Raw genomic sequence first — 13723 nt, 5'->3', positions numbered from 1 at the left:
TCCTTATCGTAAGGACGCAATGGCTGCGGCCCGGTCTTCAGCTCCGAAGACGGCACTGCCGGCGACGAGGAAGGTCGCACCGGCGTCTTTGACGGCCTGGACAGTCTTGGCATTGACGCCGCCGTCGACTTCGATGACGGCCGCCGTATTGCCGGCCTGTTCCAGGAGGGCTTTCGCCTGGCGGATCTTATCGACGGCATAGGGGATGAATTTCTGGCCGCCGAAGCCGGGATTGACGCTCATGATTAGGATCATATCCAACTGCCCGGCCACGCAGGACAAGGAAGATACGGGGGTCGCCGGATTAAGGGCGACGCCGCCTTTCATGCCTGCTTCGCGGATCTGCTGCAGGACCCGGTCGAGGTGGACACAGGCTTCCTGATGGACCGTGACGTACTGGACGCCGGCAGCCGCCAGGCCGTCGATATAGGTTTCCGGATGTTCGACCATGAGATGGGCATCGAAAGGCAGTTTCGTGCAGCTGCGCAGGGCTTTGATGACCGGTACGCCGAAGGTCAGGTTCGGTACGAAATGGCCGTCCATCAAGTCGAGATGGATGCAGTCGGCCCCCTTCCGTTCAACGTCCTGGATTTCTTCGGCCAGGCGGGAAAAATCAGCCGACAATATAGAGGGGCAAATGGTTACCATAACTATCGTTTCCTTTCTGCAATGGAAGTGAGTATCTTACAATATGTATCGTAGCGTTCGGCCTGGATATGGCCGTCGGCTACGGCTTGTTTGACCGTACATTCCGGTTCGGACAGGTGCAGGCACGATGAGAACTTGCAGCCGCCGCTGTAGGGCAGCATATCCGGGAACAAGCGCAGGACTTCCCGGGGGTCGAGGTGCTCGAAATCGAGGGCACTGAAGCCCGGCGTATCGACGACGTACGTGTCGCTGTCGAGGCGCATGATTTCCGAATGGCGCGTCGTATGGCGGCCGCGCTTGATCTTTTCGCTGACGGCGCCGACGGACAAGTCCTTCCGCCCCAGGAGCTGCGACAGCAGGCTGGACTTGCCGACGCCCGACGGGCCGGCAAAGGCCGTCATGCGGTGCGGCAGGAGAGCCCGCAGCGTATCCAGGCCTTCGCCGGTCTTGGCCGACACGAGATAGACGTCATAGCCGCAGCGTTCATAAAAGGCTTTATAGGCTTCGGCTGTGTCCCGGTCCAGGTCGCACTTATTGAAGCACAGCGTCGGATGGATGCCGCCGTATTCACAGGTCATGAGCATCTTGTCGACGAGGAAACGGTTCGGGTCCGGCGACTGGGCCGCCATGATGACCAGCAGCTGGTCTATATTGGCCACCGCCGGCCGGCGGATCTGGTTGCGCCGGGGCAGCAGGGCTTCGATGACGCCCTTATCCTGGCCCAGCTCGGTGATTTCCAGCTCGTCGCCGACGAGGATCTTGGCTTTCAGCAATTTGCCGCGGCGGCGACATTCGACGAGGTTCTCCCGGCCGACATCGACATAATAATACCCGTTATAGTTCTTGATGACGCGTCCTTTTGTCATGTTCCTCCCCTTAGATGTACTGATCCTGTACTAATGAATTGTTGATATAGACTTTGACTCTCGTCTTGCCCGTGCCGCTGACGCTCTTGGAGATGTTATCGCCACCGGCCTGACTGCGGTCATAGACGACGCGCGAGCCGTTGTCGTCGGATACGACGATCTGGACATGCTGGCTGGAAGCACCGGACGGTACGCTGATATTGACGGTCCCATAATGGGGCGTCCCGGCCGGTTCCTGGTTATTGGCACTGCCATCGGAGCCGCCGGAACTGCTCGACGGCGAACTCTGGCTGCTCTGGGACGACGGATATTCGACGGACAAGTTGACGACCTTGCCGTCTTCCGACGTCTGACCCGTAACGACGGCCTGAGAGCTGTCTTTCGACGAATCGAGGTTGGACACATTGCCGACGGAGTACCCTGCGCTTTCCAAGGCTTTCACGGCTGCGTCGAGGCTCATGCCGCTCGTATTGGGCGCTTCGTTCTTAGCCGCTTCGGCTTCTTTTTCCGCTTCGCTCTTACGGCAGACGACGAGATCGACTTTCGTCCCCTTTTCGACTTTCTTCGGCGATTCCGGATCTTGGTCTATGATGGTCCCATCCGCATACTGGGCGCTCTCTTTGTAGCGCACCTTGCCGACAGACAGACCGATTTCCTTCAGTTTCTTTTCGGCCTCATCGAGGGTCAGGCTCCGCAGGTCCGGTATGAGGACTTCTTCGCCTTTATTCCCTTTGCTGACCGTCAGGTAAATCGTCCGGTTGGCCTTGACAACGGCTCCGCCCGACGGCGTCTGGGAAACGACTTCGCCTACTGGCACTTCGTCGCTTTCCACTTCCTTGACGGAGACGTCGAGCTTCTTATCCTTGAGGATCTTCTTGGCGATTTCTACCTGCTTACCCGTCACATCCGGTACGGTAATGTCTTCAGTACTCCAAAAATTCCCGAAGGAAAAGAAGGCCCAGACAAAGGCGACGAGGAAGACGCCGAGCATACCGATGATGATGGTTTTCTGAGAATGATTGCTGATAGAATCCATGAACCGCGTAAAAGGGTTCTTCTTCTTTTCCGGAGGTTCGTCTTCGGGCAGGTCCTTTTCCTTGATAGGCTGCAGTTTCTGCGTACCGAAGTTATACGGGCCCTTGCTGATGATCGGCCGGGCGCCGTTGGTGTTGATGAAACCCTGGGACAGGCGCAGTTCCGACATCATCTCGCCGATGGACTGGAAACGGTCGTCCGGGTTCTTGGCCATGGCCTTGAGGATGACCTGTTCGACGAGCCGCGGGATGCGGCGGTTGTACTTGGTCGGCAAGGGGATGTCGTCCTGGACGTGCTTCAGGGCGATGCTGATGGCTGTATCGCCCTGGAAGGGAACGACACCGGTCATCATTTCATACATGACAACGCCTAGGGAGTAAATATCCGTCCGTTCGTCGATATGGCCGCCGCTGGCCTGTTCCGGTGAAAAATAATGGACAGAACCCAGGACCGTGCGGTCGCTGTTTTCGACGGAATTGACGGCCCGGGCGATACCGAAGTCGGCGACTTTGATGCGCCCTGTTTCGGTGACCAGAATATTATGGGGCTTGATATCGCAGTGGACGATGCCGTTGGCATGGGCATTTTCCAAAGCTTCGCCAATATCGAAGGCAATCTGTATCGACGTATTGATCGGCAGATGGCCGTGCTTTTCGATATACTCTTTCAACGTTTCGCCGCGCACGAATTCCATGACGATGTAATGGACATTTTCATCGTAGCCGACGTCGTATATATTGACAATATTGGGGTGTGACAATTTGGCAGCCGCCTGGGCTTCCTGCCGGAAGCGGACGACAAAATCGTGGTCATTGCCGTATTTTGAATGAAGTATCTTTACGGCGACGATCCGGTCCAGGAGGATATCCTGTGCTTTGTACACGCTGGCCATGCCGCCTGTGCCTACTTTTTCCAATATCTTGTATCTGTTATCTAAGATATGACCAATCATTTTTAGCTATTCCACCACTTTCATAGTCGTTCGCGATTATATGGTCGTTAAAATTGCGGTAACATTATCGTTGGCCCCGTTCTCATAAACGCGGGCAAAGAGATCATTGATGATTTCCCGTTCCGTCCGGCGATAATCGCCGATGGCATCGCAGAGTTCCTGTTTCCGGATGAACGACGTCAGGCCGTCAGAACAAATCAGGATACGGTCCTTTGGCTGTACTTCAAAGGCTCCGCTGTCGACGACCAGGTTTTCATCGACGCCGACGGCTCTGGTCAGCACATGGCGCTGGGGATGGTCCATGGCCTCTTCTTCCGTGATCTTGCCCTTATCGAGCAGGACCTGGACGATGGTATGGTCGGCAGAAATCTGCGTGAACTCCCCGTCGCGGTATAAGTAGATACGGCTGTCGCCGACGTGGCCCCAAAAAGCCATGTGCCGGGCCAGCGTCACTAAAGAAACAGTCGTCCCCATCCCTTTGAGCGAGGGGTCGATCAAGGTCTTGCTGAGGATACTGGAATTCGCATATTGAATGGCCTTCTCCAGTTGTACCGGTGCCGCATAACTGAAATTCTTGAAGTAATAGGCGATGGCTTCTACAGCCGTCTTGCTGGCGATTTCACCGCCTACATAGCCGCCCATACCGTCAGCTACGGCCAGTACGTTTTTCTCGTGGCTGATATAAAAGGAATCTTCATTCACTTTCCGAACCAAGCCGATTTTGGATTCACCGTATGTGCCCAAATTCTCACGTCCTCTCACGGTGTTTCGTTATAGGTACACTTTAATTCATATCATATTCGCCGTCACCTGTCAAATTTTTTCGCGTTTTATCCGCAATTGGCCACAGGCAGCCTGGATTTTGCTGCCCATTTCCCGCCGCAAGGTGACAGGGACGCCATGGCGCTGCAGATAGGTGACAAATTCATTCATCGTCTTTTCGTCAGGCCGGTAGAGACCGACGTCATAATTATCATTGATGGGGATGGCGTTGACCAGGATGTTCTGGCCGCCCAGGAGGCGGGCCAGTTCCTTAGCGCAGGCATTAGTGCAGGTCAGGCCCTTGATGAGGATATATTCAAAGGTGACTTTTCGGCCTGTGACGTCGAAATAGTGACGTGCCGCTTGGAGGACGGCTTCCAGGGGATATTTTTCGGCAATGGGCATGATCCGCCGCCGCAAGGCGTCGTTCGGCGCGTGGAGGGACACGGCCAGGGTGATGGGCATGCCCTCTTTGGCCAGGTCATACATCTTGGGGACGATGCCCGACGTGGACAGTGTCATGTTGCGATAGCCCAGATAGAGCGTATCCTTGTCGTGGATGAGCTTCATGAAACGGATGACGTTGTCATAATTGAGGAGCGGTTCCCCCGTCCCCATGATGACGATGGAGTGCAGTTCCGGCATGACGTATTTACGGAAAGCCAGGAGCTGGGCGACCATTTCACCGGCCGACAGGTTGCGGACAAAGCCGTTCTTGGCCGACGCGCAGAAGGCGCAGTTGACGGCACAGCCGACCTGGGACGACACGCAGATGGAATTGCCGTAATCGTGCATCATGAGCACCGTTTCGACGGTTTCGCCGTCCGCGAGCTGCAAGAGCAGCTTGACTGTCTGGCCATCGGATGCGTCCAGGCGGGACACGATTTCCGGAAAGTGAATGGGCAGGACGTCTTTGAGAAGCTGCCGGTCTTTCTTGGGCAGCAGGACCATTTCATCCCAGGAAAAGATATTTTCTTTATAGACATAATGGAAAATCTGGTCGGCCCGGAATTTCTTCATTCCCTGGGCGACGAGGAACGTTTGCAGTTCCTTTTTCGTCATATCGAAGAGGTTATTCATGTCCACCCTCCTTTTTCATGCGGGCAATGAAGAAGCCGTCCAGATTGTCGCGCTGCGGCAGGAGCTGGATGAACGGGCCTTCATGACCAGGGACGGTCAGCCACTGCGTCGCATTTTCGACGTGAAATTCCGGATGGTTCTTCAAAAAGTCAGCCACAATGCGGCTGTTTTCATCATCATTCATGGTACAAGTGCTGTAGACCAGGACACCGCCCGGGCGGACGCATTGCGAGGCGCTGTCCAGGATGCGCCGCTGCAGGGCCGGCAGGGTCCGCAGATCGCTGGGATTCTTGCGCCAGCGCAAGTCGATTTTGTGGCGCAGGACGCCGAGACCCGAACAAGGCGCATCGACCAGGACCCGGTCGGCTTTGCCGGCATATTTCTGGCCGATGGTACAGCCGTTCTGGAGCAGGGTCCGCACATTCTTGAGACCCAGCTTCTGGGCATTGTATTCGATGAGCCGCAGCTTATGTTCGTGGATATCGCCGCCGTAGACGACGCACGAGGGGCCGCCCAGGGTAGCCAAATGGGTCGTCTTGCCGCCGGGAGCAGCGCAGACGTCGAAGACGACTTCGTGCGGCTGGGGATCGACGATATGGGCGACCAGCTGGGACGGTTCATCCTGGATGATAGCCCGGCCATCGCGGAGGCAGGTCAGCTCGTGGATGCCCGGATTGCCATCGAGATAGATGCCATCCGGCGAAATGGCAGCCGGACGGGCCGGCTGGCCTTGCTTTTCCAGCTCAGCCAACAGGTCTTCGCGACTGGTGACGGCCGTATTGACGCGCAGGCACAGTGCCGGGATGGTATCGAAATACTGGCAGAGCCGTTCTGTATCGTCTGGGCCATATTCTTCCAGCCAGCGGCGAACGAGCCAGCCCTGCTGATGATACGTCAGGGCCAGATAGGCTGTCAGGTTTTTGTCCTTATCGGGAATGATGAATTGGTCCCGCCGGCGGATACTGTTGCGCAGCATGGCATTGACGAACTTGGCCATGCCTTTATTGCCGAATTTCGTCGCCATTTTGACAGCTTCGTTGCAGGCTGCCGATTCGGGGACTTTGGTCATGCCGAAAATCTGATACAAGCCCAGGCGGATAATGGCCAGGCAGACGGGGTCGAGCTTTTTCAGCTTGCGCGTACTGATCTGGGAAATGATCCAGTCCAGGTAATTGAGGCAGCGCAAGGTACCGTAAACGAGTTCTGTATAAAAACGCCGGTCCCTGTCGGCAAATTGATGCTTCTGTATCGCCTTAGAGACGACGATATTGCTATACCCTTCGTCCCGGCAGATAGTCAGCAGGCTCTGAAAGGCAATTTCACGTACGTTCATAGATTCCTCCCTATTTCAAAAAGCACGGGTGAACAGCACAAAAGCAGGGCAACCGTCTTCTTTGCGGCAGTTGTCCCGCTTCTCTGCATGGAGTCTTGTTTATAGCCGTTCCCCAGCCGTCAAGGTCACACCCTGGAGATATTGGGCAGTAGCCATCCGCTTCCGGCTTTCCGGCTGGACTTCGCGGATGCGCAGGGCGCCGCTTCCGGTCTGGATGGTGAACTGCTTCTTGGTCACATCCAAGATGGTTCCCGGTTCGGCCCCGGTACCTTCGACGACATCAGCCGACCAGATTTTCAGGCGCTTGCCATCGTGACAGATCGTATATGCGCCGGGATGAGGATCCAGCGTCCGGATGAGCCGTTCCAGCACGACAGCATCCTGGGTCCAGTCGATCTGGGCTTCTTCCTTGGTAATTTTTGCCGTATACGTCGCCTGGCTCTCATCCTGGTCGACAGCCCGGCTTTCATAGCCCTCCAGGTCCGTCAGGACGTCGAGCAGGGTCTGGGCCCCGAGGAGGGACAATTTATCGAACAAAGTGCCCGTCGTTTCCTTGGCATCCAGGGGAATGGCCGCTTTTTTCAGCATCTTCCCCGTATCCATGCCTTCATCGAGGAGCATGATGGTCACGCCGCTTTCAGCTTCGCCGTCCTTGACAGCGTACTGGATAGGAGCCGCGCCGCGGTATTTCGGCAGCAGCGAGCCGTGGACGTTGAGGCAGCCGTATTTGGGGATGTCGAGGACGGCTTTCGGCAAAATCTTGCCGTAGGCGATGACGATGATGACATCCGGTGCCAGGCTGCGCAGCTGTTCGATGACGTCGTCACGGCGCATGGAATCGGGCTGGAAAACGGGGATTCCCAGTTCCATGGCCTTTTCTTTCACCGGCGAGAAAGTCACCTTTTTGCCCCGTCCCCGCTGCTTGTCGGGCTGGCTGTAGACGGCGGCGATATCATAACCGGCCTGGGCCAGGCTTTCCAGGGACGGGACGGAAAAATCCGGCGTCCCCATGAATACAATGCGTAACTTATCCATTAGTCCCCTACTTTCCGTAAATCCGCTGCTTTTTCGATGAACAGATGACCATAGAGATGGTCGATTTCATGCTGGAAAATGCGGGCCAGGAAGCCTTCCGGTTCATAAATGACCGTCTTGCCATGGCGCGTCAGGGAACGGACCTTGATTTTCGAAGCCCGTTCTACCTTGCCGTAATATCCGGGGATGCTCAGGCAGCCTTCGGTGTCGACGTTGGTTTCGTCCGACTTTTCCAGGATTTCCGGATTGATGAGCTCGATGAGACCATGGCCGTCGTCGAGGACGATGAGCTGCAGCGATTCATTGACCTGCGGTGCGGCTAAGCCGACGCCTTCAGCAGCATACATCGTTTCTGCCATGTCGTCGAGCAATTTCTTTATATGTTTATTCACTTTTGTAACGGGTTTCGCCGTCGCTTTCAAGACGGGGTCACCGGCTTTAATAATATTGAGTACTGCCATATAACTTTCACCTCATTGTAATAGTAAAAATGCTTATTCTGTTTTATTATATAACAAATCTGACATTTTTGCTATCATATCTTTTTAGGAAACGGCGGGACGCCCGTTTCTGCCCGATGGAGGAATGAGTTCATATGCCTGACGGGCTCGCCACGTGCGAGCCCCTACCATTATGTAATGCTAGGTCGCCATGATTACATGGGGTCGATGTCGATGATGACGCCGGTCTGCCAGCAGGCCGGAAGGTGCTGCATGGCTTTTTTGATGGCTGTCAGGTCTTTCCCGGTCAGGGAGAGGACGACGCGGTACTTATTGCGTATCTTCTTGATGACGTCTTCGTAGGGGCCAATGACGGCAACTTCATCACCGTGGTCCTGATTCCAGCTGTTCAAGGCCGCTGCGACGTCGTTGGCTTTGCGCCAGACCTGTTCTTCCGATTCGTCCTGGACTAGTATCTTGGCCATTTCCTGGAACGGCGGATAGCCCAATTCCTTCCGGAACTGGACTTCCTGGTCATAAAAAGCCCGGTAATCCTGACGGGCTGCGCACTGGATGACGTAGTGGTCCGGTGCATAGGTCTGCATGATGACGCGGCCCGGGATATCGCCGCGGCCGGCCCGGCCGGCTGCCTGGGTCAGGAGCTGGAAGGTCCGCTCGCCAGCCCAGTAAGCCGGGATGTTGAGCAGGCTGTCTGCCGACAAGATGCCGACGGCACTGACGCCGGGAAAATCATGACCTTTGGCGACCATCTGCGTTCCCAGGAGAATATCGTATTCGTGGCGACGGAAGGCTTCGATGATGCGGTCACCGCTGTGCTTGCGGCTCGTCGTGTCCTGGTCGAGGCGGATGATGCGGGCCGTCGGCAGGAGTTCGTGGAGCTGGGCTTCCACTTTTTCCGTACCGCTACCAAAGAACTTGATATACTTGCTGCCGCAGGAAGGACAGACGGTAGGAATCGGCTTTTCGGCATCGCAGTAATGGCAGCGCAGATGAGCTGCCTGGCGATGGTAGACCATGGCCACATCACACGTGTCGCACTTGACGACGTAGCCGCACTTGCGGCACATGACGAAGGTCGAGAAACCGCGGCGGTTGAGGAGGATGATGGCCTGCTGACGGGCTGCCAAGGTCTCTTCCAAGAGAGTGAGCAGGGCATCGGAGACAACGCGGTAATTGCCCCGGGCCAGCTCATCCCGCATGTCGACGACCTGGACAGCCGGCAGCGGGCGATGGCCGACTCGTTCTTTTAGTTCGACCAGGACGTATTCTCCCTGCAAGGCTCGATAATAGTCAGCCAGCGCCGGCGTCGCGCTGCCCAGGACGACGGGGCAGCCGTAATACGCGGCCCGCTGGCGGGCGACGGCGACGGCATGATAGCGCGGCGCCTCGTCCTGCTTGTACGAGCTGTCGTGGGCTTCGTCGACGATGAACAAACCGATGGACTGAGCCGCCGCGAAGACCGCCGACCGGGCACCGATGCAGATATGACTCGTCCCGTTCTGCATGCGCAGCCAGTTGTTGCGCTTCTCCCCCTGGGACAGCTGGCTGTGCATGACGACGACATCGTCGCCGAAACGGCGCAGGAAGCGGCGGACAATCTGGCCGGTCAAGGCGATCTCCGGCACTAAGACGACGACCTGTTTCCCTTTTTTCAGGGCCTGGCTGGTTAACTGCATGTAGATTTCTGTCTTGCCGCTGCTGGTGATACCGTGGAGGACGTAGGTTTTACCATGCTCATCGCTTCCGATAACCTTTAATGCCTGCTGCTGTTCCGCTGTCAGGGAAAAAGCTTCGTCCCGGGCAAGGCTCGGCAAGACATTCGTCGTCCTGGCCGGCCGCTGGCTCCAGCAGGCCAATCCCGTCGCACAGAGGCGGCGCATGAGATTGCGGCTGTAGCCTTGTCCCTGCCAATAAGAGACAGGGCCTTCGCCCTTGGCTTTCAAGGCCTGGAGCAGTTCCTGCTGGCGGCGACGGCCATGGAGAATAGCTTCCGTATCGTCGGCAGCAAAAGAAAGCCAGTCTTCCATCTTGTCGGCAATCTGGTTCTTATAACAAATCCGGCTGGTCAGGACCTGGCTGGCCAAAGCCTTCTCGACGAGGTCTTGGCCGAACCGGCGGCTCAGTGCGCCTTTTTCACAGCGCCCTTTTCCGGCCACATAGGTTTGTAGCCGCGCTTCGTCCGCTGTCTGCGGCTGGGCCGGTCCGGCCGATACGACATCGCGGCGGACCAGTCCTTTCTTATCGATCATGAACAGGCGCAGGGCATCGGACAAGTTGCAGACGTAGTAATCGCGGATCCAAAGGGCCGTGCGGATCATCTCTTCCTGGAAGCCGGTCTGCGTCGAGAGCAGGCCTTCAATGGGCTTCAGCGTGAAATCAGCCGGCTCCGCCAGGTGTTCCTGCAGGGCGACGACGATGCCTTCTTCCCGGCGATGACCGAAAGGCACGAGGACGCGGCTGCCGACGCGGACAGCCATCCCCTCGGGGACGATATAGGAAAAGGTCTGCTGCAGCCGCTTCGCCGTCGTATTGATGATGATTTCAGCAAACAAAGAAACACCTCCGTAGTTCGTGGTTTGTGGTTCGTAGGGGCCGTCCTGTCAAGGCGGCCCGCAAACAATGACACTTAAAAAGGGACCGCGCAGTGATGCGACAGTCCCCTTTTTTTGGATGTTCAGTTTATCGAACCGCCTCTTATAAGCCGGCTTCTTTGCGGAGCGTATCGGCTTTGTCTGTCTTTTCCCAAGGCAGGTCGAGGTCGTTGCGGCCGAAGTGGCCATAGGCAGCGGTCTGTTTGTAAATCGGGCGCTGCAAGTCGAGCATGGCGATGATGCCAGCCGGACGAAGGTCGAAGTTCTTTTCAATGAGTTCGACGATCTTTTCGTTCGGGACTTTGCCCGTGCCGAAGGTTTCGACGTGGATGGAAACCGGGCGGGCTACGCCGATGGCATAAGCCAGCTGGATTTCGCATTTGTCAGCCAAGCCGGCAGCGACGACGTTCTTGGCGACGTAACGAGCTGCATAGGCAGCCGAACGGTCGACTTTTGTGGGGTCCTTGCCAGAGAAAGCACCGCCGCCATGACGAGCCATGCCGCCATAGGTATCGACGATGATCTTGCGGCCCGTGAGGCCCGAGTCGCCCTGGGGACCGCCGATGACGAAGCGGCCTGTCGGGTTGATGAAGAGTTTCGTCTTGTCGTCGAACAAGCCTTCCGGAAGTTCCGGTTTGATGACGAATTCGAGGAGATCGCTTTCAATCTGTTCGCGGCTGACTTCCGGGCTGTGCTGTGCCGAAATGACGATGGTGTCGATGCGGACGGGTTTGCCGTCTTCATATTCGACAGTGACCTGAGTCTTGCCATCGGGACGGAGATACGGCAAGGTACCGTCTTTGCGGACCTTTGCCAGGCGGCGGGCCAAACGGTGTGCCAAAGAAATAGGCAGCGGCATGTAGTCGTCCGTTTCGTTGGAAGCATAGCCGAACATCATGCCCTGGTCGCCAGCGCCGATGGTATCGAACTTATCTGTATTGCCTTCCTTCTTTTCCAAGGCGTCATCGACGCCCATGGCGATATCCGGAGACTGTTCGTCCAAGGAGACGAGGACGCCGCAGGTATCGCAGTCAAAGCCGTATTTAGCGCGGGTATAACCGATATCGCGGATCGTTTCGCGGACGATGTGCGGAATATCGACGTAGCACGTCGTAGAGATTTCGCCGACGACGTGTACCATGCCGGTCGTTACCAAGGTTTCGCAGGCAACGCGGGCGTTTTTATCTTTTGCAAGAATGGCATCCAAAATGCTGTCCGAAATCTGGTCGGCCATTTTATCGGGATGGCCTTCGGTGACGGATTCGGATGTAAAGAATTCACGATTTTTAGCCATGAGTGATCCTCCTTAAAAAAAATTCCCCTCATCCATGACTTCATGAGAGGGGCTTCTAATCCCCATCTGCCAGTATATCACTGCTGGAATTAGCACCTTTCATAGCTGAAGGTTGCTGCGACATCACAGGGCCAGTCCCTCCGTCGTCTCTTGATGGTTCTTTATTTGTTTTGCTCATCCATTATAATTCAAGTCTGCCTATTTTGCAAGTATTTTTTATGTCCAAAAAACATTGTCTACTAGACGCCTCCCTACAGGCAGGGGTATAATGTCTACAGAAGATAGAAAGGATGATAGATATGACCAAATTGCGGCCTAGAGATATATTCTTCAACGACCCTTATTTTGATTATGCCACCTGCAGCAAACCCGGCGACCTGCGGCTGGCCAAACGAGTCGAAGTATTCGGCAAGTGGTATAAGACCCCAAACCTGGTGACGACCCTCCTGTCCCAGGAACGGCTGACCTTCAGCCGCTACACCGGCACGAACAAGGAAGACGCCCTGGTCCTGCGGATCTACGAACGGACGGCAGACCGGCTGCTCATCAATACGTATTATACGTCCCAACAAAACCCGGAAGAAATCTACGCCGGCACGATTCACCTCGAACGCTACGACATGGCGCAGACCATGGAATCCTTTTCCTATATGGGCATCATCGACCTGCTCATGCTCCAGACGGACAGCCAGATTCTTGAGCTGACCAACGTCTTTGAAGATGTACAGATGGCCAAGCACGCTGTGGCCCACGCCCTGGGCATTTATCTCATGGCCATCTGCGACCAGCCCTGGTCTGACGAAGCCGTCACAGGCGGCCAGGAAACGCCGGCCATGATGATGGGCAAGGAAAAAGAAGAACTTCAGCAGCTGCGGGAGGAAAAGGCCCAGATGGACGCCGATAAGGAAGAGCTCCTGCGCCTGCGCCTGGAAGCAAAAAACCGTACGACGGTCCTGGCCGAACTGGAACGGCTGCGCCAGGAATTAGAAAGCGAACGGGCCGGCCGCGAACAGGAGCGCAAGCAATATGAAGACCGCATCCGCAAGCAGGAACAGTATATCGAAAAGATCAAGGAAACGGCATCCGGCCAAATCGCCGAACTCCTGGCCCTGCGCAAGGAACTCAACAAGCGTCAGGTACGGCCGGACCTTTCCAGCGGACAGGCGCACCGGAAAGTGACGCCTCAGGAAGCGTCTCGGTCGGCCCGGGAGCCGGAAGACCGCGGCCTGGACCTGCCTTCCTTCATGACCCAGCGCGACTATACGCGTCAGCTCGACCGCTTCCTCACGGGGCGCCAGCTTGCCCTGGCCGGCGGCGACCCAGACTGGCAGCGCCGCATCCAGCGCCGTTTTGGTGCTATTCTCCTCATCAGCGGCCAGCCAGGGGATGACCGGCTGCTGAAAGAATCGGCCCTCTTAGTCGTCAATATGGAAGATGGCAAGACGCCCCTCGTCCGCTGGGCCATTACGGAAGCCAAAGAAAAAGGCTGCCCCATCCTCTCCATCGGCCCGACCAACCTCAACGGCTTCGCCAAAGCCATCGTAGGGCGGGTTAGTGGTTAGTGGCTCGTGGTTCGTGGCGGGCCGCCCTTTGGGACGGCCCCTACAACATTAAAACCATCTGCTAACCCCTAACTACTAGCCACTAGCCACTAAAAAGGACTGTC

11 protein-coding genes and 1 riboswitch are annotated in these 13723 nt (G+C 56.4%); of the genes, 1 reads left to right on the top strand and 10 read right to left on the bottom strand.

The features are described 5' to 3' along the window. Window positions 1–3: 3 nt before the first annotated feature. The 10 genes from rpe to metK all read right to left on the bottom strand — a co-directional run bounded on the left by rpe (window position 4) and on the right by metK (window position 12057). On the bottom strand, window positions 4–648 hold the full coding sequence (gene rpe, locus C6362_RS10455; RefSeq protein WP_014016700.1) for a ribulose-phosphate 3-epimerase: 645 nt from the start codon (window positions 646–648) through the stop codon (window positions 4–6). 2 nt (window positions 649–650) lie between these two features. Beyond that, entirely contained in the window at window positions 651–1514 is an 864-nt protein-coding gene (rsgA, locus tag C6362_RS10450; protein WP_014016701.1) for a ribosome small subunit-dependent GTPase A, read from the bottom strand. A gap of 10 nt (window positions 1515–1524) precedes the next feature. Further along, entirely contained in the window at window positions 1525–3501 is a 1977-nt protein-coding gene (pknB, locus tag C6362_RS10445) for a Stk1 family PASTA domain-containing Ser/Thr kinase (RefSeq protein ID WP_041647250.1), read from the bottom strand. Window positions 3502–3537: 36 nt separating this feature from the next. Further along, window positions 3538–4245: a Stp1/IreP family PP2C-type Ser/Thr phosphatase gene (locus C6362_RS10440; RefSeq protein WP_014016703.1), complete on the bottom strand. Its 708-nt coding sequence runs from the start codon at window positions 4243–4245 to the stop codon at window positions 3538–3540. 69 nt (window positions 4246–4314) lie between these two features. Next, window positions 4315–5343 carry a 23S rRNA (adenine(2503)-C(2))-methyltransferase RlmN gene (gene rlmN, locus C6362_RS10435; protein WP_014016704.1) on the bottom strand — a complete coding sequence of 343 codons (1029 nt, stop codon included), beginning with the start codon at window positions 5341–5343 and terminating at the stop codon, window positions 4315–4317. Then, complete coding sequence (gene rsmB, locus C6362_RS10430; RefSeq protein ID WP_014016705.1) at window positions 5336–6676, bottom strand: 16S rRNA (cytosine(967)-C(5))-methyltransferase RsmB; 1341 nt, start codon at window positions 6674–6676, stop codon at window positions 5336–5338. Before rsmB ends, rlmN begins: the two co-directional genes overlap by 8 nt. A gap of 99 nt (window positions 6677–6775) precedes the next feature. Next, window positions 6776–7711, bottom strand: coding sequence for a methionyl-tRNA formyltransferase (gene fmt / locus C6362_RS10425; RefSeq protein WP_014016706.1), 936 nt, complete (start codon window positions 7709–7711; stop codon window positions 6776–6778). Further along, window positions 7711–8172 carry a peptide deformylase gene (def, locus tag C6362_RS10420; protein WP_014016707.1) on the bottom strand — a complete coding sequence of 154 codons (462 nt, stop codon included), beginning with the start codon at window positions 8170–8172 and terminating at the stop codon, window positions 7711–7713. The genes fmt and def overlap by 1 nt, the downstream gene beginning before the upstream one ends. 194 nt (window positions 8173–8366) lie before the next feature. Continuing rightward, entirely contained in the window at window positions 8367–10724 is a 2358-nt protein-coding gene (priA, locus tag C6362_RS10415) for a replication restart helicase PriA (protein ID WP_014016708.1), read from the bottom strand. A gap of 142 nt (window positions 10725–10866) precedes the next feature. Further along, window positions 10867–12057, bottom strand: a complete 1191-nt coding sequence (gene metK / locus C6362_RS10410) for a methionine adenosyltransferase (RefSeq protein ID WP_014016709.1) — start codon at window positions 12055–12057, stop codon at window positions 10867–10869. Window positions 12058–12116: 59 nt separating this feature from the next. Beyond that, window positions 12117–12217, bottom strand: a riboswitch (SAM riboswitch). A gap of 139 nt (window positions 12218–12356) precedes the next feature. Here metK and C6362_RS10405 point away from each other — a divergent pair. Then, complete coding sequence (locus C6362_RS10405) at window positions 12357–13619, top strand: hypothetical protein (RefSeq protein WP_014016710.1); 1263 nt, start codon at window positions 12357–12359, stop codon at window positions 13617–13619. Window positions 13620–13723: the final 104 nt, after the last annotated feature.

This window comes from Megasphaera elsdenii DSM 20460 (assembly GCF_003010495.1).
Classification (GTDB): Bacteria; Bacillota; Negativicutes; order Veillonellales; family Megasphaeraceae; genus Megasphaera; species Megasphaera elsdenii.
The sequence above is the reverse complement of the archived record's forward strand: the minus strand, read 5'-3'. Positions and strand labels throughout refer to the sequence as shown.

Excerpts from the sequence above, each read along its gene's own strand:
- rpe (WP_014016700.1), bottom strand. The coding sequence starts at position 648 with ATGGTAACCATTTGCCCCTCTATATTGTCGGCTGATTTTTCCCGCCTG.
- rsgA (WP_014016701.1), bottom strand. The coding sequence starts at position 1,514 with ATGACAAAAGGACGCGTCATCAAGAACTATAACGGGTATTATTATGTC.
- pknB (WP_041647250.1), bottom strand. The coding sequence starts at position 3,501 with ATGATTGGTCATATCTTAGATAACAGATACAAGATATTGGAAAAAGTA.
- rlmN (WP_014016704.1), bottom strand. The coding sequence starts at position 5,343 with ATGAATAACCTCTTCGATATGACGAAAAAGGAACTGCAAACGTTCCTC.
- rsmB (WP_014016705.1), bottom strand. The coding sequence starts at position 6,676 with ATGAACGTACGTGAAATTGCCTTTCAGAGCCTGCTGACTATCTGCCGG.
- fmt (WP_014016706.1), bottom strand. The coding sequence starts at position 7,711 with ATGGATAAGTTACGCATTGTATTCATGGGGACGCCGGATTTTTCCGTC.
- def (WP_014016707.1), bottom strand. The coding sequence starts at position 8,172 with ATGGCAGTACTCAATATTATTAAAGCCGGTGACCCCGTCTTGAAAGCG.
- metK (WP_014016709.1), bottom strand. The coding sequence starts at position 12,057 with ATGGCTAAAAATCGTGAATTCTTTACATCCGAATCCGTCACCGAAGGC.
- C6362_RS10405 (WP_014016710.1), top strand. The coding sequence starts at position 12,357 with ATGACCAAATTGCGGCCTAGAGATATATTCTTCAACGACCCTTATTTT.